The 24,353-nt window shown below is 73.5% G+C and carries 19 protein-coding genes, 2 tRNA genes, 1 other RNA gene and 2 pseudogenes; 8 read left to right on the top strand and 16 right to left on the bottom strand.

Annotated features, from left to right (window positions below):
* Positions 1 to 47: 47 nt before the first annotated feature.
* The 4 genes from ffs to FB554_RS16655 all read right to left on the bottom strand — a co-directional run bounded on the left by ffs (position 48) and on the right by FB554_RS16655 (position 3,139).
* Positions 48 to 144, bottom strand: an RNA gene (ffs, locus tag FB554_RS16670) — signal recognition particle sRNA small type.
* Between the two features lie 15 nt (positions 145 to 159).
* The gene (locus FB554_RS16665; protein WP_142007791.1) at positions 160 to 960 is read right to left on the bottom strand and encodes a LytR C-terminal domain-containing protein; all 801 of its coding nucleotides are present in this window, start codon (positions 958 to 960) and stop codon (positions 160 to 162) included.
* A 361-nt stretch (positions 961 to 1,321) separates the two neighbouring features.
* A tRNA-Ser gene (locus tag FB554_RS16660) sits at positions 1,322 to 1,411 on the bottom strand.
* Between the two features lie 132 nt (positions 1,412 to 1,543).
* On the bottom strand, positions 1,544 to 3,139 hold the full coding sequence (locus FB554_RS16655; protein WP_142007790.1) for a helicase HerA-like domain-containing protein: 1,596 nt from the start codon (positions 3,137 to 3,139) through the stop codon (positions 1,544 to 1,546).
* Between the two features lie 70 nt (positions 3,140 to 3,209).
* Between FB554_RS16655 and FB554_RS16650 the strand changes: the two genes are divergently transcribed.
* The 5 genes and pseudogenes from FB554_RS16650 (at position 3,210) to FB554_RS16630 (ending at position 6,410) form a co-directional block, all read left to right on the top strand.
* A complete protein-coding gene (locus FB554_RS16650; RefSeq protein ID WP_142007789.1) occupies positions 3,210 to 3,503 on the top strand; it encodes a type II toxin-antitoxin system VapB family antitoxin in 294 nt (97 codons plus the stop codon).
* A 17-nt stretch (positions 3,504 to 3,520) separates the two neighbouring features.
* Complete coding sequence (locus tag FB554_RS16645; protein WP_142007788.1) at positions 3,521 to 4,027, top strand: LytR C-terminal domain-containing protein; 507 nt, start codon at positions 3,521 to 3,523, stop codon at positions 4,025 to 4,027.
* On the top strand, positions 4,027 to 4,917 hold the full coding sequence (locus tag FB554_RS16640; RefSeq protein ID WP_142007787.1) for an ABC transporter substrate-binding protein: 891 nt from the start codon (positions 4,027 to 4,029) through the stop codon (positions 4,915 to 4,917). The genes FB554_RS16645 and FB554_RS16640 overlap by 1 nt, the downstream gene beginning before the upstream one ends.
* 31 nt (positions 4,918 to 4,948) lie before the next feature.
* Positions 4,949 to 6,251, top strand: a pseudogene (locus FB554_RS16635) (lactate 2-monooxygenase).
* 69 nt (positions 6,252 to 6,320) lie between these two features.
* Positions 6,321 to 6,410, top strand: a tRNA-Ser gene (locus FB554_RS16630).
* Between the two features lie 66 nt (positions 6,411 to 6,476).
* Here FB554_RS16630 and FB554_RS16625 read toward each other — a convergent pair.
* Genes FB554_RS16625 through FB554_RS16615 form a run of 3 tightly spaced genes read right to left on the bottom strand, consistent with a single transcriptional unit; the run spans position 6,477 to position 9,697 of the window.
* Complete coding sequence (locus FB554_RS16625; RefSeq protein ID WP_142007786.1) at positions 6,477 to 7,451, bottom strand: helix-turn-helix transcriptional regulator; 975 nt, start codon at positions 7,449 to 7,451, stop codon at positions 6,477 to 6,479.
* Between the two features lie 9 nt (positions 7,452 to 7,460).
* Complete coding sequence (locus tag FB554_RS16620; RefSeq protein WP_236022184.1) at positions 7,461 to 8,459, bottom strand: PDR/VanB family oxidoreductase; 999 nt, start codon at positions 8,457 to 8,459, stop codon at positions 7,461 to 7,463.
* A 5-nt stretch (positions 8,460 to 8,464) separates the two neighbouring features.
* A complete protein-coding gene (locus FB554_RS16615) occupies positions 8,465 to 9,697 on the bottom strand; it encodes a cytochrome P450 (protein WP_142007785.1) in 1,233 nt (410 codons plus the stop codon).
* Between the two features lie 260 nt (positions 9,698 to 9,957).
* Between FB554_RS16615 and FB554_RS16610 the strand changes: the two genes are divergently transcribed.
* The 3 genes from FB554_RS16610 to FB554_RS16600 all read left to right on the top strand — a co-directional run bounded on the left by FB554_RS16610 (position 9,958) and on the right by FB554_RS16600 (position 13,705).
* Complete coding sequence (locus FB554_RS16610; protein ID WP_211344700.1) at positions 9,958 to 10,830, top strand: dioxygenase family protein; 873 nt, start codon at positions 9,958 to 9,960, stop codon at positions 10,828 to 10,830.
* On the top strand, positions 10,820 to 11,923 hold the full coding sequence (locus FB554_RS16605) for a maleylacetate reductase (protein WP_211344699.1): 1,104 nt from the start codon (positions 10,820 to 10,822) through the stop codon (positions 11,921 to 11,923). The genes FB554_RS16610 and FB554_RS16605 overlap by 11 nt, the downstream gene beginning before the upstream one ends.
* A gap of 87 nt (positions 11,924 to 12,010) precedes the next feature.
* Positions 12,011 to 13,705: a hypothetical protein gene (locus tag FB554_RS16600; RefSeq protein WP_170206955.1), complete on the top strand. Its 1,695-nt coding sequence runs from the start codon at positions 12,011 to 12,013 to the stop codon at positions 13,703 to 13,705.
* On the opposite strand, the gene FB554_RS16595 is transcribed toward FB554_RS16600, so the two are convergent.
* From FB554_RS16595 to FB554_RS16560, 9 genes and pseudogenes are all read right to left on the bottom strand, one after another.
* Entirely contained in the window at positions 13,695 to 14,510 is an 816-nt protein-coding gene (locus FB554_RS16595; protein ID WP_142007782.1) for an alpha/beta fold hydrolase, read from the bottom strand. The two genes, FB554_RS16600 and FB554_RS16595, sit on opposite strands and share 11 nt — an antisense overlap.
* Positions 14,511 to 14,670: 160 nt before the next feature.
* Positions 14,671 to 16,386, bottom strand: coding sequence for a DUF2339 domain-containing protein (locus FB554_RS16590; RefSeq protein WP_170206954.1), 1,716 nt, complete (start codon positions 16,384 to 16,386; stop codon positions 14,671 to 14,673).
* 113 nt (positions 16,387 to 16,499) lie between these two features.
* Positions 16,500 to 17,153 (bottom strand): response regulator, encoded by a 654-nt coding sequence (locus FB554_RS16585; protein ID WP_142007780.1) that lies wholly within the window; start codon positions 17,151 to 17,153, stop codon positions 16,500 to 16,502.
* A pseudogene (locus FB554_RS17460) lies at positions 17,150 to 17,398 on the bottom strand (ATP-binding protein); the annotation flags it as partial. The pseudogene FB554_RS17460 and the gene FB554_RS16585, both read right to left, overlap by 4 nt.
* Before the next feature lie 15 nt (positions 17,399 to 17,413).
* The gene (locus tag FB554_RS16580; RefSeq protein ID WP_211344697.1) at positions 17,414 to 18,283 is read right to left on the bottom strand and encodes a DUF5931 domain-containing protein; all 870 of its coding nucleotides are present in this window, start codon (positions 18,281 to 18,283) and stop codon (positions 17,414 to 17,416) included.
* A gap of 33 nt (positions 18,284 to 18,316) precedes the next feature.
* Positions 18,317 to 19,603, bottom strand: coding sequence for a guanine deaminase (gene guaD / locus FB554_RS16575; protein ID WP_142007779.1), 1,287 nt, complete (start codon positions 19,601 to 19,603; stop codon positions 18,317 to 18,319).
* Positions 19,600 to 20,418, bottom strand: coding sequence for a xanthine dehydrogenase accessory protein XdhC (gene xdhC / locus FB554_RS16570; RefSeq protein WP_142007778.1), 819 nt, complete (start codon positions 20,416 to 20,418; stop codon positions 19,600 to 19,602). The genes guaD and xdhC overlap by 4 nt, the downstream gene beginning before the upstream one ends.
* 2 nt (positions 20,419 to 20,420) lie before the next feature.
* Positions 20,421 to 22,883 (bottom strand): xanthine dehydrogenase molybdopterin binding subunit, encoded by a 2,463-nt coding sequence (xdhB, locus tag FB554_RS16565; protein ID WP_142007777.1) that lies wholly within the window; start codon positions 22,881 to 22,883, stop codon positions 20,421 to 20,423.
* Complete coding sequence (locus FB554_RS16560) at positions 22,880 to 24,328, bottom strand: xanthine dehydrogenase small subunit (RefSeq protein ID WP_142007859.1); 1,449 nt, start codon at positions 24,326 to 24,328, stop codon at positions 22,880 to 22,882. Before FB554_RS16560 ends, xdhB begins: the two co-directional genes overlap by 4 nt.
* Positions 24,329 to 24,353 lie beyond the last annotated feature (25 nt).

The following is a 24,353-nucleotide window of genomic DNA, read 5'->3' as shown; positions in this document are numbered from 1 at the left end:
ACGATAACCGGGCCCGGTGACACCCGTCCCGTGCCGGTCCACAGGCACGCAAGGACCCCCCACGCACCCGGAAGAGCTCACCTACCCTTGCTGCATTCCTGCCCTGGGGGAGTTCGGAGAGGTACCGCCACGTGAGGGGCCGGCGCCTACTGTACGTCCTCAGCAGCCGGGCGGACGACTCGGCTTCGGGGTCGGCGGCGGGGTGGCCTGGGCCTCGGGCACCAGCTGGGAGTACTTGTTGCCGAGGGCGACGTCGACGTCGGTGCCCTCGCGGCCGTCCTGCACCAGGCGGGCGCCCTTGAACTGCAGCGCCACCCGCCGCGCGTTGGGCTCGCCGCGCTCGCCGTGCCGGATGAGCGCCACGTCGTCGGGCAGGAAGCTCTTGCTCGGGTCGTTGCCGTTGCTCAGCACCGTGAAGCCGCGCGCCTCGAGCTGCTTGGACACCTCGCCGGACAGCCCCGAGCGGTAGGTCGTGTTGTAGACGTTGACCTTCACCTGCGAGGGCGGCGGCGGCGGGACCGGCACCAGCGCGAACGAGTCGCCGAGCACCAGGTCGACCGTGGGGTCGGTGCGGTCGTCCTCGACCAGCACCGGGTTCTGCACCTGGGTGGCGACGGTGAGGGCGATCTGCCGGCCGCTCTTGCCGTAGCGGATCTCGGCGGCCTTGGGCGCCGGGCGGTCGTCCATCACCGACTGGTTGGAGACCTCGAGCACCTTGAAGCCGCGCCAGCCGAGGAGCTTCGAGGTCTGCGCGGCCAGGCCGCCCTTGGAGCTGGCGTTGACGACGTTGAGATAGATCGTGCTCGGCGCGATCTTGGCGGTGGGCGCCGGCACCTCGGCCGGGCAGGTCTTGGTCGGGGTCGGCTGCCGGCCCTCGGCGCTGCCGCCGCACCCGGCGAGCAACGACGCCGCGAGCACCGCTCCCACCAGCGGCGTGATCTTGCGCAGACCGCCCTGCATGTCCCTCAACCCTGTCTGTCGCGTCGAACCGGTCTCCAGTGTGACCCCGATCGGCAACATCGTGATGAGCCGCCAGTCACGATTGTGTGACGAGTGCTCGGGCCTGCAGGTTGCCACGCCGACCTGTGCGCGACAACACAGGTTTCCGTGCGTGGACGCGGGCGTCGGGCTCCCTCGGGAACGCGAGACGACAACGCCCCCGGTCGCAAGCTCCCGGGGGCGGATCGTCTGGCGGAGGATGCGGGAACCGTCGCGGTCTCCCGCGCTCGTCCCTCGCTCGGGCGAGCCGCTCCTCCCGGCATCCCGCACCTGCGCCGAACGCGAAAGGGACCGGTCGCAAGCTCCCGGTCCCATCGCGTGCTGGCGGAGGATGCGGGATTTGAACCCGCGAGGGGTTTCATCCCCAACACGATTTCCAATCGTGCGCACTAGGCCACTATGCGAATCCTCCAGGCGGCGGACAGGCTACCCGAGGGAGGGGCGCGGCTCTAAATCGCGCGCCCGCTCGCGCTGAGTGGTCACGTGTCGCTGGTGTCCGGGGGCGAGCACCCGCAACGTGTGACCACTCAGTGGCAGAGCCGGTTCAGCGGCGGCGCTTCGCGGTGCCGAAGATGCTGCGGGTGATCTCGCGGCCGATGACGGTGCCGGCCGAGCGCAGCGCCGAGCGGAACGCGCTGGACTTCACCACCTGCTCGACCAGGCCCGGGTCGTCCGCCTTGGCCGGCTCGGCGGGCGGCTGCCCGGCCGGGGCCGGCGCGCCCTGCCCCGCCGGCGCACCGTCCGCCGGCGCCGCCTGCTGCCCGGCCTGCGCCCCCTGCCCCGCTGCGCCACCGAGCTTGCCGGCGAGCTTCTCGTACGCCGACTCACGGTCCAGCGGCTGCGCGTACTTCGGCGCGAGCGGCGAGGCGGCGATCGCCGCGTCGACCGTCGCCTCGGGCGAGGGCGCCATGAGCGACTGCGGCGCGATCATCCGCGTCCACGCGACCGGGGTGGGCGCACCCTCCTCGGACAGGACGGTGACCACGGCCTCGCCGGTGCCGAGCTCGGTGAGCAGCTTCTCGAGGTCGTACGCCGTCGTGGGGTAGGTGCGCACGGTCGCCTTGAGCGCCTTGGCGTCGTCGGGGGTGAACGCGCGCAGCGCGTGCTGCACCCGGTTGCCGAGCTGGGCCAGCACCCCCTCGGGCACGTCCTTGGGCGTCTGGGTGACGAAGAAGACGCCGACGCCCTTGGAGCGGATGAGCCGCACGGTCTGCTCGATGGAGTCCAGGAACGGCTTGGAGGCGTCCTTGAACAGCAGGTGCGCCTCGTCGAAGAAGAACACCAGCTTGGGCTTCTCGGGGTCGCCGACCTCGGGCAGGTCGTCGAACAGGTCGGCGAGCAGCCACATGAGGAAGGTGGAGAACAGCTGCGGCTTGTCCTTGACCGCCGGCAGCTCCAGGCAGGAGATCACGCCCTTGCCGTCGGGCCCGGTGCGCAGCAGGTCGGCGGTGTCGAACTCCGGCTCGCCGAAGAACGCGTCGGCGCCCTGGTCGGCGAACGCGATGAGCTGGCGCAGGATCACGCCGGCGGTCGCGCTGGACAGGCCGCCGAGGGCCTTCAGGTCGGCCTTGCCCTCGTCGGAGGTGAGGAACTGCACGACGGCGCGCAGGTCCTTCAGGTCCAGCAGCGCCAGGCCGTTCTTGTCGGCGTAGTGGAACACCAGGCCGAGGCTGGACTCCTGGGTGGCGTTGAGGCCGAGCACCTTGCTCAGCAGCGTGGGGCCGAAGGAGGTGATGGTCGCCCGGATCGGGACGCCCTTGCCCTGGCCGCCGAGCGACAAGAACTCCACGGGGTACGCCGTCGGCGCCCAGTCCTGCCCGACCTCCTTCGCGCGGGCCGAGACCTTGTCGTTGCCCTCCCCGGCCGTGGCCAGGCCCGAGAGGTCGCCCTTGATGTCGGCGAGGAAGACCGGCACGCCCTGCCCGGCGAGCTGCTCGGCCATGAGCTGGAGCGTCTTGGTCTTGCCGGTGCCGGTGGCGCCGGCCACCAGGCCGTGCCGGTTCATCGAGGCCAGCGGCAGGCGTACCTGCGCGCTGGCGTCGGCCGTCCCGTCGACGACCGCCGCTCCGAGGGTCAGCGCACCGCCCTCGAACGTGTAGCCGGTCTTGATCTGCTCGAGTTGGCTGCTCGCGTCGGTCACAGGGCGACGATAGCCGCCACTGCGCGCGGCACGGGGCGTGCGCACGGGAGCGCCAACTACAGTGGCCGCCGTGATCTTCAAGGCTGTCGGCGAGGGGCGCCCGTACCCCGACCACGGTCGAACGACCCCGCGCGACTGGAGCCCCGTCGCGCCGCGGATGGTCCGCCTGGACGAGCTGATCACGACCAAGCGCACCCTCGACCTGGACCGGGTGCTCGACGAGGACTCCACCTTCTTCGGCGACCTGTTCGCCCACGTCGTGGAGTGGCAGGGCGACCTCTACCTCGAGGACGGTCTGCACCGCGCGCTGCGCGCGGCCCTGGAGCAGCGGCCGGTCATCCACGCACGGGTGCTGGCGCTGTGAGCCACGGACGTCCCCCGATGTCGGGGCTGGAGCGGGCGCGGCGGCGTCGCCGGCGGCGCTCGGTGACGGTGCTGATCGTCGCGGCGCTGCTGGTGCTGGGCGGCTTCGCGTACGCCCTCGCCTACTGGACCGGCATGGCCGGCGGCGGCAGCACCGAGGCGAGCCCCACCTGCACCCCGTCGCCGACGACGACCCCGCCGGAGTCGCGGTTCACCGTCAACGTCTACAACTCCTCGACCCGCTCGGGCGAGGCCGACAACTTCTCCGACGCGCTGAAGTCGCGCGACTTCACGGTCGGCGCCGTCGGCAACGACCCGTACAAGAAGAAGCTGTCCGGCGTCGGCGAGATCCGGTACGGCACGGCCGGCCAGGCGTACGCCGAGCGGTTCCTCAAGCCGCTGCTGCCCGGCGCGACGATGACCCAGGACGGGCGCACCGGCACCAGCGTCGACGTCGCGATCGGCGAGCAGTTCCCGACCGTGCCGAGCCGCTCGGCGACCCCGACCCCCAGCGCGAGCTGCTGATGCGCATCGTCTCCCTGCTCCCCTCGGCCACCGAGATCCTGCACGCCGTCGGCGCCGGGGAGCAGGTCGTCGGCGTGACCTTCGAGTGCGACAGCCCGCCGCACGCCCGCGAGGCCGCGCGCATCGTGTCCACCTCCGCGCTGCCCGAGGGGCTCACGCCGGCCGAGATCGACGCGGCCGTGCGCCGGCTCATCGGAGCCGGTGAGGACATCTACCGCCTCGACCGGTCCGCGCTGCGCGGCCTCGCCGCCGACCTGGTGGTCACCCAGGACCTGTGCGCGGTGTGCGCGGTCGACGTCGAGGAGGTGCACGACGCGCTCGACTTCCTCGGCTGCACCGCCGACGTGCTGACCGCCGACCCGCACCGCCTCGACGAGGTGTGGGAGTCGGTGACGACCATCGCCGCCGCCGCGGGGCGGCGCTCCGAGGGCGAGCGGCTCACCGCCGCGCTGCGCACCCGCACCGCCGCCGTCGCCGAGTCGGTGGCGGGCCGGCGCCGGCCGGGCTGCATGGTGCTGGAGTGGACCGAGCCGCCGTACGCCCCCGGCCACTGGGTGCCCGAGATGGTCGCGGTCGCGGGCGGGCGCAGCGTGCTCGGCGAGGCGGGCGCCCGGTCGCGCCCGACCAGCTGGCGCAGCGTGGCCGCGGCGGAGCCCGAGGCGATCGTCGTCGCCCCGTGCGGGTTCGACCTGCCGCGGGCCAGCGCTCTCACCGACGAGCTGCTGTCCGGTGACGACCTGCCGCCCGACGTGCCGGTCTGGGCGGTCGACGCCAACGCCTCGTTCGCCCGCCCCGGGCCGCGCCTCGCCGACGGCGTCGAGGCCCTCGCGCGGATCCTGCACCCCGACCTGGGCGAGCCGGATCCGTTGATCGCCAAGCGGATTCGCTAGCCCCACCCATCCCCGCCGCCGGTCCGGTTGGATGGCCGGCATGAGCGAATCCATCGGCCGCAACGCGCAGTCGCGCATCTACCGGCGCGGGGTCCTCGGGCACCGACCGGGCGTCCCGTTCAGCCCGGATCGCTTGCGGGAGAAGGCGGTTCGGGCGATGAGCACCACCGCGAGGGCGTACGTCGACGGCGGCGCGGGCAACGGCGACACCATGCGCGCGAACCGGGCTGCGTTCGACCGGTGGCGCATCGTGCCGCGGATGATGCGCGACACCCGGGAGCGCGACCAGTCGGTGGAGCTGTTCGGGCGCCGGCTGCCGTCACCCTTCCTCACCTGCCCCATCGGCGTGGCCGAGATGGTGCACGGCGAGCACGACCTCGCCGTCGCGCGCGGGGCCCGCGACGCCGGGGTGCCGATGATCGTCTCGACGCAGGTCGGCCAGCACCGAGCAGATCGCGGCGGAGCTGGGCGACCACGAGCGGTGGTTCCAGCTGTACTGGTCCAGCGACGACGCGCTGGTCGAGAGCTTCGTGCGGCGGGCCGAGCGAGCCGGGTGCTCGGCGATCGTCGTGACGCTCGACACCACGCTGCTCGGCTGGCGCACGCAGGACCTCGACCTCGGCTACCTGCCGTTCGCGCGCGGCATGGGGATCGCGCAGTACACCGCCGACCCGGTCTTCCGCGAGCGGGTGGCCGAGCGGGTCGCGAACCCACCGGCCGAACCGGGCGAGCCGCTGCCGCGGCCCCGGCCGGGTGCCGTGCGCTCGCTGGCCACACTGTCGCGGACCTACCCCGGACGCACCGTCGACAACCTGCGCTCGCTGGAGCCGCGGGTCGCCGTCGAGACCTTCCTCGACCTGTTCTCGCGGCAGGACCTCACCTGGGAGAACCTGCAGTGGCTGACGTCACGCACGTCGCTCCCGGTGCTGGTCAAGGGGATCCAGCACCCCGACGACGCCGAGCTCGCGGTCGGGGCCGGCGCGGCCGGGGTGATCGTGTCCAACCACGGCGGTCGCCAGGTCGACGGCGCGGTCGGGTCGCTCGACGCCCTGCCGGCTGTCGTCGAGCGCGTCGGCGGCCGCACCACCGTGCTGTTCGACAGCGGGATCCGTTGCGCCGCAGACGCTTTCAAGGCCTTGGCGCTCGGGGCCGACGCGGTGTGCATCGGCCGGCCGTGGGTGTACGGCCTGGCGCTGGGAGGTGCGGAAGGCGTACGGCAGGTGCTGGAGGGGTTCCGCGCCGAGCTCGACCTCACGATGGCGCTCTCGGGCGTGACGTCGATCGGCGAGATCACCGCCGAGACGCTCGTGCGCGCCGACCCGCGCCCCGCCTGACGCCCCACCGCGGCGACACCCCGAGCAGCCGATTCGGCGCACAGCCCCACCTCAGGTACTCTCTTCGGCGGTGGCGTGTCCGAGCGGCCTAAGGAGAACGCCTCGAAAGCGTTTGTGGGCGCAAGTCCACCGAGGGTTCAAATCCCTCCGCCACCGCCAGCACGAAGCCCCGGGTTCCGCCCGGGGCTTCGTCGTTCTCCGGGTGGGTGTCCACCCGGGCCGCGGTCAGCCGCGGCGGGTCTGCGACGGCAGCTCGCCGAACCGCTCCTGATAGGCCGCGGCGAACCGGCCCAGGTGCGACAGGCCGCTGGCCCGCGCGGCCTCGGTGACCTCGGTCTGGCCGCCGCGCAGCAGCTCGCGGGCGTGGTCGAGGCGCACGTTGCGCAGATAGGTCATGGGCGTGACCTCGAAGCGCTCACGAAAGACCTCCTGCAACCGCCGCACGCTGGTGCCGCCCGCCGCCGCGACGTCGCCCACGGTGAGCGGCGACGCGAAGTGCTGCTCGATGTGGTCGACCGCCCGGCGCAGCGTGCGCGGCATCGCGGGGCTGCCGCCCGTCCGCAGCGCCTCGCTGTAGTTCTGCGGCTGCACGGTCAGCGTCGTGACGGCGAGGGTCCGCACGTAGTGGTCGCGGATGCGCTCGTCGCGCAGCACCGCCGGGTCGTCCAGCTCGGTGAGGATGAGCCGCACCAGCGCCAGCCAGCCGCGGCCGGCCGCGCTGTCCAGGTCGAGCACCGGCTCGAACCGCAGCGGCGCCTCGAGCGGCACCCCCAGCAGCTTCTCCAGCTCCTCCTCGACGACGCGCTGCGACAGCTTCACGCCCACGACCCCGGTCATCGGCTCCCAGTGGTGCAGCGCGTGCTCGCTGCCCGGGTTGTGCACCGACGCGACCGTGCCCTCCACGGGCACGACCAGGTCGCCGGTGGTCGCGAGCAGCCGCCCGCGGTGGGCGAAGTTGATGTGGAAGGCCGTGGTCGACTCCCGCACCGGGATCACCTGCACGTCGCGCCCGGGCTGCACGTAGCCCGCGGTCAGGTCGGGACCGTGCACCGCGTGCAGCACCGCCGGCCCGCCGTGCCGGCCGCGCACCCGCAGCCGCGCGGGGTAGTAGACCGCGTTGAGCCGCTCCCCGAACTCCTCCAGGTCGGTGGTCCGGCTCAGGAGGTGGCGCGAGAGGGGCAGCGGCTCGATGGGCGCCATGCTAAGGACTCACAGCTCGAGCGTCAGGCGTTCGCCGGCGCTGCGCGAGACGCAGATGAACATCGTGTCCATCGCCTCCTGCTCCTGCTCCGTGAGCAGGCTGTCCCGGTGGTCCACGGTGCCGGCGAGCACTCCTGTCTCGCAGGTGCCGCACGTGCCCTCCTGGCACGACGACGGCACGTCCAGCCCGTGCTGGCGCAGCGCCTCCAGCACCGAGCAGCCGGCCGGGACGGCGACGACCTCGCCCGTGCTCTCCAGCTCGACCTCGAAGTCGACGTCGTGCGTCTCGCCGAGGTCCTTCGGTGCGAACCGCTCGACGTGCGGCGTGGGCAGCTCGCGCTCGGCGCACGCCCCCTCCAGCGCGGCCAGCAGCGGCTCCGGCCCGCAGCAGTAGACCCGGGACCCCTCCGGCGCGTCGGCGAGGATGCCGGCGAGATCGAGCAGACCGTGAGTCTCCTGGGGGCACAACGAGATTCGGTCGCCGTAGCGCTCGACCAGCTCGTCGACGTACGCCATCGTCGCCCGGGTGCGCCCGCCGTAGTGCAGGCGCCACGGCACCCCGGCACGCTCGGCGTGGCGGATCATCGGCAGCAGCGGCGTGATGCCGATGCCGCCCGCGACGAACGTGTAGTGCGGCGCCTCGACGAGCCGGAAGTGGTTGCGGGGGCCCTGCACGGTCACCGACTGTCCGGGGACGAGCCGGTCGTGGACGTACGCCGACCCGCCTCTCCCGTCGGGCTCGCGCAGCACCGCGACCCGCCACTCCCCCGGCTCGCTCGGGTCGGAGCACAGGGAGTACTGCCGCGGCCCGACCCCCTCGAGCACGAGGTCGAGGTGGGCACCCGGCGACCAGGCCGGCAGCGGCGACCCGTCGGCGGCCCGCAGCCGCAGCTGCACCACGTCGTCGGTGAGCCTGTCGACCGCCACGATCTCCAGCTGCAGGGTCTGCTCGGGGGCGTCGGTCGTCTGGGTCGTCATCTCGGTCTTCTCGCTCAGCAGCTGGGTCATCGTCGTCACCACCGCACCGGCAGGCCGCGCACGGCGCGGAAGAACCAGCCCTGCACCGACTCGGCCTGCTCCTCGTCCTGGCGCAGGTCGGGGAAGGCGTCGAACAGCTCGTCCAGGGCGATCTCCTCGACGGCCTTGCCGAAGTGGCTGCCGGCGCAGGTGTGCGCGCCGGCGCTGAACGCCAGGTGCGGCTGCGGGGGGCGGGCGATGTCGAACCGGTCGGGGTCGGTCCAGCGCGACTCGTCGCGGTTGGCCGAGCCCATCGAGCAGAACACGATGTCGCCGACGGCGATCGGCTCGCCGGCCACCACCGTGGGCTCGGTCGCGCGCCGGGTGAAGATGCCGATCGGCGCGATCCAGCGCAGCCCCTCCTCGATGGCCTGCGGCAGCAGGCTCCGGTCGCCGCGCACCTGCTCGAGCTGGTCGGGGTTCTGGAACAGGCCGAGCAGGGTGTTGGCCGCCCCGTGCCCGGGCTCCTGCATCGCGCCGAGGAGGACGACGTACAGCGTCGGCCACAGCTGGTCGGCCGTGCGCGGGTTGCCGTTCGTCGCGTCGTGCACCCAGTGCGACATGCTCGACTCGTCGGGCGTCGCGGTGACCCGGTCGATGATCGGCCCGACCGTCGCCCGGATCTCCTCCTTGACCCCCTCGGCGTGCTCGAACGCAGCCTTGTTGACCAGCTCACCGTTCTCGTCGATCGACTTGTTGACCAGCGCCTGGCTCAGCCCGTGGAACCAGCGCTGCAGGGTCGGGCTGTCGACCGACTCCAGCCCGAGCAGGTCGCCGAGGCTGCGCACGCTGACCGGCTCGAGGTACTCCGTGACGATGTCGGCGCGACCGGCCGGGCGCAGGTCCTCCAGCAGCTTCCGGGCGTACGGCCGCACCAGGTCGTCGATGTAGGTCGCCACCTTGCGCTTGCGCAGCTGCGGGTCGATGAACGCGCGCTGCTCACGGTGCGGCTCCCCCTCGGCCGACAGCACGTTGCCCTCCTCGAACAGCGTCATGTGCGCCAGGTCCGACGCCCCGTGGAAGGAGCGGTCGGAGCCCACCTGCTTGACGTCGTCGTACCTCGTCACGAACCACACGTCCCCCATCTGCGGGACGCGCACGATCGGGTGGTCGCGCCGCAGCCGGGCGTAGAGGCCGTAGGGGTCGGCGGTCAGCTGCTCCTCCAGCTCGCTGCTGCTCATCTCGGCGAGCCAGAACGGCGTGCTCGTCGTCGTGGTCAGATCGGCCATTGCTGCTCCTGCGGTGGGATCGGTCCGGGCCAGGTTCGGCCCGAAGATCGCGGCAACGTACGGCGCCGGTGCCGCCCCCGCTATCCGCGATGCGCGGGCGCGGGCCGCATCGCGCCGCGCGTTGTGCCGGAGGTCACATCGACCGCGCGATCCGGAGCGTCGCCGCGCTGCGCGGCGAGCGTGGCACCCGCGCCGGTCGTACGTTCGGCGTGCTGGCCCGACGCCGGCGCACCGACCCCGCAGTGCAGGAGGCTCCACCCGTGACCGACGACTCCGACCTGACCGCCCGCGTGCAGGACAGCTTCGACCCTGAGCGCACCGACCCCCGGCTGCGCGAGCTGCTGGTCCCGCTGGTGCAGCACCTGCACGACTACGCCCGCGAGGTGCGCCTGACGCACGCGGAGTGGGAGCAGATGATCGACTTCCTCACCCGCACCGGCCAGGCCTGCGACGACCTGCGCCAGGAGTTCGTGCTGCTGTCGGACGTGCTGGGCCTGTCGATGCTCGTCGAGCAGCTCGAGGCCGACGCCGCCCCGGGCGGCACCCCGCAGACGGTGCTCGGGCCGTTCCACCTCGTGGAGTCGCCGCCGCGCGAGCAGGGCGACGACATCAGCGCGGGCGTGCCCGGCGAGCGCGCGCTCGTCACCGGTCGGGTGCTGTCGGTCACCGGCGAACCCGTGGCAGGCGCGCTGGTCGACGCGTGGCAGTCGGACACCGACGGCAACTACGACGTGCAGCGCGAGAGCGACGAGATCGGCCAGGGCAGAGGGCTTTTCACGACCGGGGACGACGGGTCGTTCCGGTTCGTCACCGTCGTGCCGAGCGACTACCCCATCCCGACCGACGGGCCGGTGGGCGAGCTGCTCGCCGCGACCGGGCGCCACCCCAACCGACCGGCCCACATCCACTTCCAGGTCGTCGCGCCGGGCTTCGCCCTGCTGACGACGCACCTGTTCGTCGCGGGCAGCGTCTATCTCGACTCCGACGCGGTCTTCGCGGCCACCCCCGACCTGGTCGAGGAGTTCGTGCCCGACGACGACGCCGAGCAGGCGGCCCGGAACGGCCTGTCGACGCCGTTCCCGCACGCCCGCATCGAGCTGGTGCTGACCCCGGAGCACGCCCGTGCGTCCTGACCGCCCCGACCGCATGGAGGTCGTCGACGAGGTGCGCCGGGTGCGGTTCGGACCCGGCAGCCTCGACCTGCTCGCCGAGGAGGTCGACCGGGTCGGTGACGGTCCGGTGCTCGTGGTGAGCACGCCCGGTCAGCGCGGTCTCGCCGAGCGCGCGGCCGACCTGCTGCCCGCGGGACGCGCCACCGTGCTCGCCGGCGCGGCGATGCACGCACCGCCCGATTCGGTCGAGCAGGGCGTGCGCGAGGTCGACCGCGTCGGCGCCGGCATCGTCGTCGCGGTGGGCGGCAGCTCCAGCACCGCGTTGGCCAAAGCCGTTGCGCTGCAGAGGGATACGAAGATCGTGGCGGTGCCGACGACGTACGCCGGGTCGGAGATGACGCCGGTGTGGGGGCTCACCCAGGACGGGGTCAAGCGCACCGGCCGGGACGAGCGCGTACGCCCGGTGTCGGTGGTCTACGACCCCACCCTGACCCTGTCGCTGCCGGTGCGCACGTCGGTGAGCAGCGGGTTCAACGCGATCGCCCACGCCGTCGAGGGCAGCTACGCGCCCGACGGGACGCGGCTGACCGACCTGCACGCGCAGGGCGGGATCCGGGCGCTGCTGTCGGCCCTGCCGGTCGTCGTGGACGACCCGGACGACCTCGAGGCGCGCAGCGCGGCGCTGTTCGGCGCGTGGCTGTGCGGCGCCACGCTCGCGGACACCCGGATGGGCCTGCACCACGCCCTGTGCCACCGGCTCGGTGGTGCGCTCGACCTGCCGCACGCCGAGCTGCACGCCGTCCTGATCCCCTACGTGCTGGCGTACAACCTCCAGGCCGCCCCGCTGGCCGCGGAGGCCGTCGCCCAGACGCTCGGCGGCCCGGCCGAGTCGGCCGCCGAGGCTCTCCAGGCGGCCGGCTGGTCGTGGGGCACGCCCCGCTCGCTGACCGACCTCGGCGTCACCGCCGCCGACCTCGACCGCGTCGGCCCCGACGTGGCCGGGGGTGAGTACGTCAACCCCCGCGACGTCACGCCGGAGGACGTGCAACGCATCCTGTGGGCCGCCCTGGCCGGCGACCCGGCGGACGAGGCGGTCACCAGGTCACGACTCTGACCGATCGGGCTGCATGTCGCACGAGCCGGCCCTACATTGCAGATGCCCACGGGGAGGTGGGCGCACGGTCTGCACGAGGGGGGTGCCGTGAGGGCGATCAGCGCTCGCGCCGGACGGTTGTCGGTGAGCCGCGACCTCGACCGCGGCCAGGGGCTCACCGACCGGGCCTGGCTGCTCGCGACCGCGCTGGTGTCGCTGCCGCTGGTCTGGTGGACCGCCCGGCTGGTCCTCGACGGGTGGGTCCCGCAGGGCGACGACGCGGTGCTCGCGGTCAAGACGCACGACGTCTTCAGCACCCACCCGCCGCTGCTCGGGATGCGCTCGACCAGCAGCCTGCTCGACCCCCAGACCTACGCGCACCACCCAGGGCCGCTGCAGTTCTACCTCCTCGCCCCGGCGTACGCCCTCAGCGGCTGGCAGCCGTGGGGCCTGCTGCTGGGGGTGCTGCTGCTGAACGTCGTGCTGATCGGCGTCGTGCTGCACTCGGCGTGGGCCGCCGGGCGGCTTCCGGGCCTCGCCGTGGCGGCGGTCCTGGTCGTGGCCACGGAGCGGTACTTCGGCGACCTGCTCGTGCACCCGTGGAACCTGTGGGCGCCGATCCTCGGCACGCTGGCCGCGCTCATGCTGGCCTGGCGGCTGCTGCTCGGGCAGCTCGCGGCCCTGCCGGTCTACGTCGTCGTCGCCAGCTATGCCGCTCAGGCGCACATCGTCGGCCTGCCGGTGATGGGCCTGCTGACGGCGGTGCTCGCGGTCGTCGGCCTGGTGCGCTGGCGCCTGGCGCGCGGGTCGGTCTGGCCGGTGCCCGGCTATCACCGGGCGCCCACCCGGCCGGTGTGGAAGCGCCCCGGCTGGGTCGCCGCTGGCCTCGCCGTCGTCTGCTGGCTGCCCCCGCTCGTCGACACCTTGACCTATCGCCCGAACAACCTCAGCCAGCTGGCCACGCTGCGCGAGCCGCCGGCCACCGGCACCGTCGGCTGGGGGCTGGCCCTGGACAACCTCGCGCGCATGGCGGTCCCCGGCCGGCAGGGCCTTCCGGTCTCGGCGTCGCCGCTGCAGCTGGCGCTCACGGTCACCGCCCTCGTCGGGTGCGCGCTGTGCCTGCGGCACCTGCCCCGGCTCGTACGCCGCCCGCGCCGCGAGCGCGACGCCCTCACCGCGGCTGCGCTGGTGGCTCTGGTGCCGGCCGTGGCGGTGCTCCTGCTCGGCGCACGCAGCTATGCGCCGCTGCAGCTGATGTACCTCGACATCTATCTGCCCGCCGCCCTGATGGCCGTCGCAGTCGCGGGGTGGGCAGGAATCCGGTTGCTGGGCAACAGGACTCGTCATGCCGGGCGCGTCGCCGTTGCTGCGGTGGTCCTCGGTCTGGTCGCGGCCGCGCTGATCCCCACCAGCCTGTTCGAGCGCGGCCCGTCGGGCGAGGACAACCGCGACGTGGTGGCGGGCCGCACCGCCGTGCAGCAGGTGCGGGCGGTGCTCGCCGACCACCCCGCCGACCGCGCCGTCGTCGTCCGCGGCATCGGCACGACCGCCTTCGGCGGCCTCGCCCCGGCGGTCACGGCGGACCTGGTGGCGGGCAACCGCGCCGTCTACTTCGACACCTGGTGGCCCAACCCCGAGGACGACCAAGCCAGGCGCACCCGCAACGCGCCCCCGGACGCCGTGCACGTGGTGCTCAGCGAGGACCCCACCATCGCGGTGGCCCCCGGCACCCGCGAGACCAGCTTCGTGGTCTCGCGCAGCCACGGCCCGCCGGTGCGGGTCTACCTGTTCGTCACGCGGTGACCGCAGCCGGCGTGCGCTCGACCGCCGTGATCGTCGAGCGCACCAGGTCGACCACCGCCTGCGGGTCGTCGAGCATCGGCACGTGGCCGCAGCCGGACAGCGTCTCGATGCGGGCGGTCGGCAGCTTCTCGGCGGCGCGGCGGGCCTGCTTGGGGATGAGCAGCCGGTCCTTGTCGCCCCAGCCGATCGTCACCGGCACCTTCGGCGTCTCGCGCTTCAGCGGCCGCGTCGCGGCGCGCACGAAGAACGGCCAGAACCCCTTCGAGCGCCGCAGGTTCAGGCTGTCGGCGAGCGCCCGCTCCGGCGTGAGCCGCTCGGGGTGGGCGTAGAGCGAGGCCATCGAGAGCTTGCGCAGCGGCTCGCGGTCGGCGAACAGCTTGAGCACCGGCTCCGGGCTGTAGGTCGAGAACTTCATCGTCAGCAGCTGCGGCCCGGTGATGCCGTACAGCTCCAGCGCGGTCCAGAACGACGCGGGCGACAGTGCCGTCGCCGTCGCCACCGAGCCGCGCCCGGCGAGACCGAGCGCGAAGTAGCCGCCGAGGGAGTTGCCGACGACGTGCGGCCGCCCGAGGCCGAGGTCGGCGAACAGCCCCTCGAGCTGGTCGAGCACGCTGTCGACGGCGTACGACTGGGGCTTGGTCGGCGCGGGCGAGCGGCCGTGCCCCGGCAGGTCGACGACGACGACGTCGTTCGTCTGTGCCAGCAGGTCGGTCACCTCGCCCCAGGCGGGTCCGTGGTGGCCGATCCCGTGGATCAGCACGACGGGCTCGCCGCTCCCCTGTCGCGTGTGGTGCAGCGTGGTCATGAGGTCTCCTCGCACTGGGTTGCCGACATGTTACGCGGGGGTAGGTAGGGCAGGAAGGGCTTCGCGCACGACAAGGCCGCCGGGCCCCCTGAGCCCGACGGCCTTCCCGTGCGCGTGGTCCGCGCAGCCTGATCCGCGAGTGAGCACTCCCTTCGCGGGGTCAGGCGGTCCCGGGCGACCCCTCGTGCGACTGGTCGCGGTCGGCGAAGCTGCGCGCGTAGCGGGTGCCAGCCACCAGCAGCGCCACCCCGACGACGAGGAAGGCACCGGCCCGGGCCAGACCGCTCAGCGCGGCCAGGTCGAAGAGGAACAGCTTGCTGAGCGCCGCGGCGACGAGGGCGAGGCCGGCGGTGAGGGCGACGCGGGCGTACGCCGGGCGGTGCAGCCCCACCTGCAGGGCGCCGAAGCCGGTGGCCGTCCACGCGGCGGTGGCGAGGAAGTGACCGAGCGCGAAACCGTCGGTGCCGGGCAGGATCTGCAGGCCGAGCGCGATGAACGCGGCCGACGCGGCGTAGAGACCGGCCACGACGTCGAAGCCGACGATGGTGCCGCGCAGCTCCGCGAGCTCGCGCGACCGCCAGGCCGACAGCCCACCGAGCACCGCCGCGACGAGGGCGACCAGACCGGACAGCACGACCGCTGCGCCCAGGTCGCTCACCGCGCGCGACTCCAGCGCCAGCACGTCGACCGGCGCGGTCACGCCGAGCAGCAGCACGCCCACGAGCAGGACCGTCTGGCCGCCCACCTGGGCCACCAGGTCGGGGCGGGTCAGGTCGGCCGCGAGCAGCACGATCGCGAGCAGCAGCACCGGCAGCGCGGAGTCGAGCTCGATGGTGAGCAGCGAGGTCGCCTCGAGCAGGCTCAGCGCGGCCAGCCCCAGCAGGGTCGACTGCGCGGGGCGGGCCAGCGGCCGGGCCAGCACGCCCGCGGCCACGGACCCGACCGCGATCGCCACGCACCAGACCGCGGCGAGCGGCAGGTCGAGACGCGCGCCGGTGAGCAGGGCGGGGACGTACGCGATCGCCATGGTCCCGAGGGCCAGCACGTCGTGCGGCCGGGTGCGGGCCGCGACCAGCCCGGTGCCGAGACCGACCAGCAGGATCACCGAAGACGCGACCAGCTCGGCCGCCGCGAGCCGACCCGACGGGATCGCCGCCATCGCGGCGAAGACCGCGGGCACCGTGCGCACCGGGGCGAGCCAGGACCACTGGTGGCGCAGCTCGGGGACCGCCCCGACGAGGGCGAACACGACGAGGAAGGCGACCAGGGTGGCGTTGGCCCCACCGGTCAGCGCCGGCGCGAGCATCGCGCAGCCGAGGTTGACCACGACGGCGAGCATCTGCACCCGCCAGTGCATCGCGGCGACGGCGCCACCGACGACGACACCCAGGGCGAGCGCGAGACCAGCGACGGTCGGGAGCCAGTCGTAGAACGTGGTCATCGCGAGGATGACGAGGTAGAGCCCGGCCGCGCCGGTGCCCATGAGGGCGGTGCCGCCGAGGCGGCCGCCCGGCCGGTCCATCACGCGCACGCCCGCCGCGACGAGCGCCGCCGACAGCAACGCGCCGCCGGCGACCCGCACCTGCGGCCCGAGCAAGCCGTTCTGCGCGGCGATGACCAGCAGCAGCACGACGCCGACGAGCGTCACGGCGACGCCGGTGCCGACGAGGAGGCGACTGACGACGCCGTCGCGCTGCCACCACGGGACGCGAGGCTCGGGCGGGGCCGGAGGCGGGCCACCGGCAGGTGGGCCGCCGTGGGGCGGGCCACCGTGGGGCGGGCCGCCCGCGGACGGGCCGCCGGTGGGCGGGCGACCGCCGGCAGGCGGGGTCGCGAAGGGGTCGAAGACGTTCGGGTCAGAGATCGGAGTGCTCATGCCCACGAGACTTCCGGCGCGGGGCGCGCCGGGCATGAGTAGAACCACGCGTCCCGGGTGGGGACTTCAGCGCGGTGGCGAGGGGGGCGTACCCCTGGCCCGGCCCGGGTGGATCAGTCCAGACCCTGCTCGATGGCATAGCGGGCGAGCTCGACCCGGTTGGCCAGCTGCAGCTTGCGCAGCGTCGACTGCACGTGGTTCTCGACCGTGCGGTGGCTGAGCCCGAGGCGGGTGCCGATCTGCCGGGCGGTGAGCCCCTTGGCGACCAGCCGCAGCACCTCGGTCTCCCGCTCGGTGAGCGTCGGCAGCGGCGGGCCGTCGTCGGCGGGAACCGTTGACATGCGGCGATATTCGCCGAGCACGAGCCCGGCCAGACCCGGGGTGAAGACGGCCTGGCCGTCCGCCGTGGCGCGCACGGCGGCGATCAGCTCGTCGGCCGAGGCGGACTTCACGAGATAGCCGCTCGCGCCCGCCTTAACCGCCTCGAGCACGTCGTCGCGCTCGGACGAGGCCGACAGCACGAGCACGTTGGCCGCGCCGGCAGCCTCGAGCACCGCCGCCGTCGCCTCGGCTCCGTTGCCGTCGGTCAGCTGCATGTCCATGAGCACGACCTGCGGCTGGGTGGCGGCGGCGCGGTCGGCCGCGGTGCGCACCCCGTCGGCGGTCGCCACGACGTCGAACCCGGCCTCGGCGAGGTCGCGGCTCACGCCGTCGCGCCACATCGGGTGGTCGTCGACGACCATCACGGTGACGACGGGGTCGGTCATGGTGCACTCCTCACCTCGGGGTCGCGCGGTGCGCGCAGCTCCCACTCGGTTCCTTCGCCGGGGGCGGTCTCCAGCCGGGCCTCCCCGCCGATGTCGGCGAGCCGACCGACGATCGACCGGCGTACGCCCATCCTGCCTTCGCGCTCGGCGTCACGGAGCCGCTCGTCGGTGATGCCGAGGCCGTCGTCGCGCACGGTGACCACGACGTCGTCGCCGAGGTCCTCCAGCAGCACGAAGACGCGGGCGTCCTCGCCCGCGTGCTACTCGGCGTTGGTCAGCGCGGTGTGCGCGGCGGCCACCAGCGCCTCGCCGGTGCCGTGCGGCACGCGCACCGCCTCGGCCGGGGCGGACACCTCGACGCCGGCGGGCACCACTCGCTGCAGCTCGCGGCGCAGGTCGAGCAGCCCGGTGTCGGCGGTCGCGACCGGGCGGTCGGCGAGCAGCGTGCGCAGCGCCCGCTCCTGCTCACCCGCGAGGTCGGCCAGCTCGCGCAGCTCGCCGGTGGCCCCCGCGCCGCGGCGGCGCATCAGCGCGAGCACCTGCAGCACGCTGTCGTGCACCTCGCGCGCCAGCCGCTCGCGCTCGGCCGTGGCGGCCTGGATGCGCACGGCCCGCTCCAGCTCGGCGCGGGAGCGGCGGGCGGCCGAGGAGGCCAGGCCCAGCGCGATGCCCACCGCCGCGAGCACCGGCAGGGCGGCGTCGACCCACAGGTTGGAGATCTCGCGGGTGACCAGCGTCGACACCAGACCCATCAGCACGCCGCTGCCGAGCCCCCACCAGGGGCCGCGCCAGATCGCCATCGACAGCACGGCGTTGCTCACCCACAGCGTGGTCGGCAGGCTCTGGTGGGTGCGCCAGACCTCCGGCCCGGCGACCAGCCACGAGCTGAGCATGAACCCGACGGCCAGCGCCTGGTCGGCGACGACCAGCTGCCGGCGGCGCGAGGTGAGGGTGAACCCCACCACCGCAATGCCCGACCAGACGATCAGCAGCGCGACGAGCACCCAGCTGAGCACCGGCCGGGAGTACTGGTCGACCGAGGTGGCCTGGATCGCCACGACATAGAGCAGCGTCGCGGCGCGGAAGGCCTGGGCAGCCCGCCACAGCGGCGTCGTCGCGTCGTCTGCCATGACCACATCTTGGCCCGCGAGCGGGCGGTCACGTCACAGCAGTGGCGAACCCGCCACCCAGACCTGCGCGACGTCGCCCGGGGTGCCGAGCGCGAAAAGCCTTGCGACCGCGTCGGGTTCGTCGACGGCGTGCTGCAGGTTGACGGCGAGGGTGCTCCCCTCGGCGGGCCGCACCCAGACCGCGTCGAAGGCCTTGCCGACCGACAGGTCGCCCACCTCGTCGCCGAGCCCCAGCCCGAGCGCGCCGGCGCGGGTGGCGAGCCAGAGCAGGTGCGCAGCGGTCAGCGGCACCCCCACCCCGGCGAGCAGCTGCTGGGCGAAGTAGGCCTGCAGGCCCTCCTTGAGCAGCGAGAATCCGGTGCCGGCGCACACGTCCGAACCCAGCGCCAGACGTACGCCGGCGTCGAGGTGGCGACGCATCGGGAACAGGCCGCTGCCGAGCGAGGCGTTGCTCGTCGGGCAGTGGCTGATCACGGTGCCGGTGGCGGCCAGCCGCTGCAGCTCGCGGTCGGTCGGGTGCACGTCGTGCGCGAGCACCGAGCGCTCCCCCAGCAGACCGTGCTGGTCGTAGCAGTCGAGGTAGTCGTCGTAGCCCGGGCCGAACAGCTCGTTGACCGTCTCGATCTCGCGGGGGTTCTCGTTGAGGTGCGAGGTGAACCAGACCCCGTCGACGTCGCGCACCACCTGCTCGCAGGCGTCGAGCATCTCGCGCGTGGTCGAGAGGGCGAAGCGTGGCGTTACGGCGTAGCGCAGCCGGCCGTGGCCGTGCCAGCGGCGGGCCAGCTCGACCGACTCGGCGTACGCCCGCTCGGGCGTCGTGTGCAGGTCGTCGCGCAGCATCCGGTCGGACACCACGAGGCCCGAGGTGATGCGCAGCCCGCTCGCGTCGGCCTGGGCGAACAGCTCGTCGACCGCGCCGGAGAAGTGCGCCCCGAAGACCAGCGCGCTGGTGGTGCCGGCGCGCGCGAGCCCGTCGAGGAAGTCGGTCGCGACGCCCTTGGCGTAGGCGTCGTCGGCGAGCCGCGCCTCCTCGGGGAGCGCGCGGTGCTCGAGCCAGTCGAGCAGCGGCATGCCGAGGCCGCCGATGGCGCGCACCTGGGGCAGGTGGACGTGGGTGTCGACCATCCCCGGGATGAGCACGCCGCCCTCGAGGTCGACGACGTCTTCGTCGGCGTTGTCGGCGAGAACCGTTGCGGCAGAGCCGCGTTCGACGATCACCCCGTCGCGCACGAGCAGCGCGGCGTCGGTCTCGGCGCGCAGCGGGGCACCGGTGAACGGGTCGTCGGGCGTGTCGGCGACGAACCCTCGGTAGACGGTCATCGGACCTCCACCTCGCGGGCCTGCTCGGCCTGCACCTGCTGCAGCACGGCCGCCGCGACCGACACCGCGATGACCGCGGGCTCATTGCCGGCGAGACCGGGCAGCCCGATGGGCGTGGTGATCCGCTCGAGGTCGGCCGCGGTGTGCCCCTCGGCGAGCAGCCGCTTGCGGAAGCGCTGCCACTTGGCGCTGGAGCCGATCAGGCCGACCGACCCCAGGTGCGGGTGGCGCAGCGCGGAGTCGCAGAGCGCAGCGTCCTCGCCGTGGTCGTGGGTCATGATCAGCACGTGGGTGCCGGCGGGCACCTGGCCGAGCACCAGCTCGGGCACCGGGGCGTGGTGGGCGTGCACGTGAGCCGGCCCGTCGAGCACGGTGAGCTGGGCGTCGGTCAGCTGTCCCGCGCGGGAGTCGATGAGGTGCAGGTCGAGCTGGTGGCGGTCGAGCACGCGAGCGAGCTCCCACCCCACGTGGCCCATCCCGAAGATCGCGACGGCCGGCACGACCGGCAGCGGGTCGAGCAGGATCGTCACCTCCCCGCCGCAGCACTGCTGCCCGTGCTCCGCGGGCGCCTTGTCGTTGAGCCGCAACGAGATCGAGGTGGGTGCGGTGGCGCCGTCGCGCAGCATCGCGCGCGCCCGCTCGACCGCCGTGGCCTCGAGGTTGCCGCCGCCGATGGTGTCCCAGACCCGGTCGAGCGAGACCACCATCTTCGCGCCGGCGTGCCGCGGCGCGTGGCCGCGCACCTCCGACAGCGTCACGAGCACCGCCGGTTCGCGCTGCTCGCGCAACCGGCCGATCGCCTGGTGCCAGTCCACGGTCACACCTGCGCCGGGGTGCCGGACGACTCCAGCACCGCCTCGGACTCGGGCTGGGCGCCGGTGGCGCCGGCCGGGCGCTGCTCGGGCACGTCGGAGACCGCGCCGTCGTCGAGCTGCAGGTGCGCCTGGTGGCCGCCCTCGCGCGCCTCGCTGAGCGCCCAGAAGACCGCCTCGGGCGTCGCGGGCGAGGCGAGGTCGACGCTGGTGCCGGCCGGCCCGAACGCCGCGCACGCCTGGCGCAGCGCCTCGCGCACCGAGAACGCCAGCATCAGCGGCGGCTCGCCGACGGCCTTGGACCCGTAGACGGCGCCTTCCTCGTGCGCGTGCTCGAGCAGCGCGACGTTGAAGACCTCGGGCATCTCCGAGAAGCTCGGCAGCTTGTACGTCGACGCGGCCTGGGTGAGCAGCCGCCCCCTGGTGGGTCGGTCGCTCTCGTCCCAGCGCAGGTCCTCGAGCGTGAGCCACCCTGCGCCCTGGACGAATCCGCCCTCCACCTGCCCGATGTCGACCAGCGGCGAGAGGCTGTCGCCGACGTCGTGGACGATGTCGACGCGGCGGGTGCGGTAGGCGCCGGTGAACCCGTCGACCTCGACCTCGGTGGCGGCGCAGCCGTACGCGAAGTACTTGAACGGCGAGCCCTGCATGACGGTGCTGTCCCAGTGCAGCCCCTCGGTGCGGTAGAACCCCGCGGCCCACAGCTGCACCCGCTGGAAGTAGGCGCGGCGCACGATCTCGGCCCACTCGACGGCCTTGTCCTCCTGACCGATCGCGAAGACCCGCCCGTCGTCGAAGCGCATGTCGGCGGCGCTCACGCCGAGCTCCTGGGCGGCGACCTGGGCGAGCCGCTCGCGGATCTGCTCGCAGGCGTTCTTCACCGCACCGCCGTTGAGGTCGGCGCCCGAGCTCGCAGCAGTGGCAGAGGTGTTGGGCACCTTGTCGGTGCGGGTGGGGGCGAGCCGCACGGTCTGCAGCGGCACCCCGAGCGAGGTGGCCGCGACCTGCAGCATCTTGGTGTGCAGCCCCTGGCCCATCTCGGTGCCGCCGTGGTTGATGAGCACCGAGCCGTCCTTGTAGACGTGCACCAGCGCCCCGGCCTGGTTGAAGGCGGTGAGGTTGAACGAGATCCCGAACTTCACCGGCGTGATGGCCAGCCCGCGCTTGACGTCGTCGTGCTCGGCGTTGAACGCCTCGATCTCGGCGACTCGCGCGGTCCACTCGCCGGTCTCCTTCACCTGGTCCCAGGTGCGGCGCAGCCGGTCGGCCTGCTGCACCGGCTGGCCGTACGGCGTGGGCTGGCCCTCGGCGTAGAAGTTGCGCCGGCGCAGGGTCTCGGCGTCGATGCCGAGCATCGGCGCGCAGCGGCCGAGGATGTCCTCGATGACGAGCATGCCCTGCGGCCCGCCGAACCCGCGGAACGCGGTCTGGCTGGTCTTGTGGGTCTGGGCGATGCGTCCGTTCACCCGCACGTCGGGGATCCAGTAGGCGTTGTCGATGTGACACAGCGCCCGGGCGAGCACCGGCTCGGACAGGTCGAGGCTCCAGCCGCCGTCGGCGGTGAGCGTCGCGTCGAGCGCCTGCAGGCGGCCCTCGTCGTCGAAGCCGACCCGCCACTCGGCGTGGAAGCCGTGCCGCTTGCCCGACATGGTCATGTCGAGAGTTCGGTTGAGCCGCAACCGGACCGGGCGACCGGTCAGCGTCGAGCCGAGGGCCGCGATGGCCGCGAACCCGTGCGGCTGCATCTCCTTGCCGCCGAAGCCGCCGCCCATGCGCAGGCACTGCACGGTCACCTCGTGGCTGGCGAGGCCCAGCACGTGCGCGACGATCTCCTGCGTCTCGCTGGGGTGCTGGGTGCTGCTCTGCACGAAGATCTGGCCGTTCTCGTCGACCAGCGCGAGCGCGGCGTGCGTCTCGAGGTAGAAGTGCTCCTGCCCGGAGAACTGGAACTCGCCGCTGAAGACGTGGCCGGCCCGCTCGATGCCGGCGTCGACGTCGCCGCGCTCCATCTTGGGCCGGCCGCCCTGGAAGCTCTCGGCGTCGATGGCCTCCTTGACGTCGATCAGCGCGGGCAGCGGCTCGTAGTCGACCTCGACCAGCGCCGCGGCCTGGCGGGCCGCCTCGAGGGTCTCGGCCAGCACCCAGCAGATCGCGTGGCCGAAGAACATGACCTCGCTGGGGAACAGCGGCTCGTCGTGCTTCACGCCGGCGTCGTTGACGCCGGGCACGTCCTCGGCGGTCAGCACCCGCACCACGCCGGGCGCCGAGCGTGCCGGCTCGACGTCGAGCCGGGTGATGCGGGCGTGCGCCTGCGTCGACTGCACCGGCCACGCGTGCAGCGCGCCGGGCGTGCGGTCGACCAGGTCGTCGGTGTAGAGGGCCGCGCCGGTCACGTGCAGGGACGCGGCCTCGTGCGGCAGCTCGACGCCGACGACGGGGTTGTCGGGTCGCTGGGAGAGGGAGCTCATGCTGATTCCTCTTCTCTGGACGGGGCGTCGGCATAGAGCTTGCGCAGCGCCGTGCCGAGCATCGCCGCGCGGTAGCGCGACGACGCCCGGTGGTCGTCCATCGGGGTTCCTTCGGCGGCCATCACCTTGGCCGCGTTGACCACGGTCTCGCGGGTCCACGGCCGCCCCTCGAGGGCGCGTTCGGTGTCCCGCGCCCGCAGCGGCGTCGCCGCGACGCCACCCAGCCCGATGCGGGCCCGGCGCACCACACCGCCGTCGATGTCGAGCGCGAAACCGACCGCGACAGAAGAGATGTCGTCGAACCGGCGCTTCGCGATCTTGTGGAACGCGGTGGTGCCGGCGAGCGGCTTGGGGATGCGGATCTCCTTGATCAGCTCGTCCTTGCGGCGCACGTGGGTGCGGTATCCGGTGAAGTACTCGGCCAGCGGCACCTCGCGCTCCCCCTCGCGCGAGGCGAGCACCAGTGCGGCGTCCAGGGCGAGCAGCGCCGGCGGGGTGTCGCCGATCGGCGAACCGGTGCCGAGGTTGCCGCCGATCGTCGCGCCGTTGCGGATGAGCCGAGAGGCGAACTGCGGAAACATCTGCGCCAGCAACGGGATTCGGCCGCCGAGCGCCCGCTCGATCTCGCTCAGGGTCAGCGCGGCGCCGAGCGTCCACGCCTCGTCGGTCTCCTCGACGCGGCGCAGCTCCTCGAGCCGGTCGACCGCGACCAGCAGCGGCACCCGCGTCGCCTTGAGGTTGGCGTCGACGCCCCAGTCGGTCGACCCCGCGACCAGCAGCGCGTCCTCGCGCTCCGCGAGCACGTCGAGACACTCGGAAAGGCTTGTCGGACGTACGAACTCGCCGTCCGGTCCGGCCAGCCGGGTGGCGACCGGGGCCGGCGCGGGCGAGCCGGCGCGCGCGGCCAGGGCGTCGTCGTCGGCGGGGCTGCCGAGGGCGTACGCCGCGTCGCGGATCGGTCGGTATCCGGTGCAGCGGCACAGGTTGCCCGACAGGGCGTGCAGGTCGAACCCGTTGGGCCCGTGCTCGTGGTCGCCCGTGCCGTGGTCTTCGCTCTCGGCCCGGCCGGGGCGGTAGAACTCCGCGGCCATGCTGCAGACGAATCCCGGTGTGCAGTAACCGCACTGGGACCCGCCGCGCTGGGCCATCTCGACCTGCACCGGGTGCAGCTGGCCGTCGCGGTCGAGGCCCTCGGAGGTGACGACCTCCTGGCCGTCGAGCGTGGCCGCCGGGATGAGGCAGGCGTTGATCGAGGTCCAGAGGGTGCCGCCGTCGCCGTCGGGCCGGGCGACCATGACGGCGCAGGTGCCGCACTCGCCCTCGGCGCACCCCTCCTTGCACCCGGTGAGGCCCTGGCCCCGGAGCCAGTCGAGGGCGTTGGTGTGCGACGTGACCCCGGAGAGGTCCGCGTCCTGGCCGTTCACGGTGGCCTGCATGCTGTCCATCATGCGCTCCTGCTGCGTCGCGGTC

This window comes from Barrientosiimonas humi, from assembly GCF_006716095.1.
GTDB lineage: Bacteria > Actinomycetota > Actinomycetes > Actinomycetales > Dermatophilaceae > Barrientosiimonas > Barrientosiimonas humi.
Note: the sequence above shows the minus strand (reverse complement) of the source record. Positions and strands in the feature narration are given on the sequence as shown.

What these genes read in the sequence shown, in the direction of transcription:
- FB554_RS16665 (WP_142007791.1), bottom strand. Translation starts at nt 960, where the DNA reads ATGCAGGGCGGTCTGCGCAAGATCACGCCGCTGGTGGGAGCGGTGCTC.
- FB554_RS16645 (WP_142007788.1), top strand. Translation starts at nt 3,521, where the DNA reads ATGTCGGGGCTGGAGCGGGCGCGGCGGCGTCGCCGGCGGCGCTCGGTG.
- FB554_RS16640 (WP_142007787.1), top strand. Translation starts at nt 4,027, where the DNA reads ATGCGCATCGTCTCCCTGCTCCCCTCGGCCACCGAGATCCTGCACGCC.
- FB554_RS16625 (WP_142007786.1), bottom strand. Translation starts at nt 7,451, where the DNA reads ATGGCGCCCATCGAGCCGCTGCCCCTCTCGCGCCACCTCCTGAGCCGG.
- FB554_RS16620 (WP_236022184.1), bottom strand. Translation starts at nt 8,459, where the DNA reads ATGACCCAGCTGCTGAGCGAGAAGACCGAGATGACGACCCAGACGACC.
- FB554_RS16615 (WP_142007785.1), bottom strand. Translation starts at nt 9,697, where the DNA reads ATGGCCGATCTGACCACGACGACGAGCACGCCGTTCTGGCTCGCCGAG.
- FB554_RS16595 (WP_142007782.1), bottom strand. Translation starts at nt 14,510, where the DNA reads ATGACCACGCTGCACCACACGCGACAGGGGAGCGGCGAGCCCGTCGTG.
- FB554_RS16590 (WP_170206954.1), bottom strand. Translation starts at nt 16,386, where the DNA reads ATGAGCACTCCGATCTCTGACCCGAACGTCTTCGACCCCTTCGCGACC.
- FB554_RS16585 (WP_142007780.1), bottom strand. Translation starts at nt 17,153, where the DNA reads ATGACCGACCCCGTCGTCACCGTGATGGTCGTCGACGACCACCCGATG.
- FB554_RS16580 (WP_211344697.1), bottom strand. Translation starts at nt 18,283, where the DNA reads ATGGCAGACGACGCGACGACGCCGCTGTGGCGGGCTGCCCAGGCCTTC.
- guaD (WP_142007779.1), bottom strand. Translation starts at nt 19,603, where the DNA reads ATGACCGTCTACCGAGGGTTCGTCGCCGACACGCCCGACGACCCGTTC.
- xdhB (WP_142007777.1), bottom strand. Translation starts at nt 22,883, where the DNA reads ATGAGCTCCCTCTCCCAGCGACCCGACAACCCCGTCGTCGGCGTCGAG.
- FB554_RS16560 (WP_142007859.1), bottom strand. Translation starts at nt 24,328, where the DNA reads ATGGACAGCATGCAGGCCACCGTGAACGGCCAGGACGCGGACCTCTCC.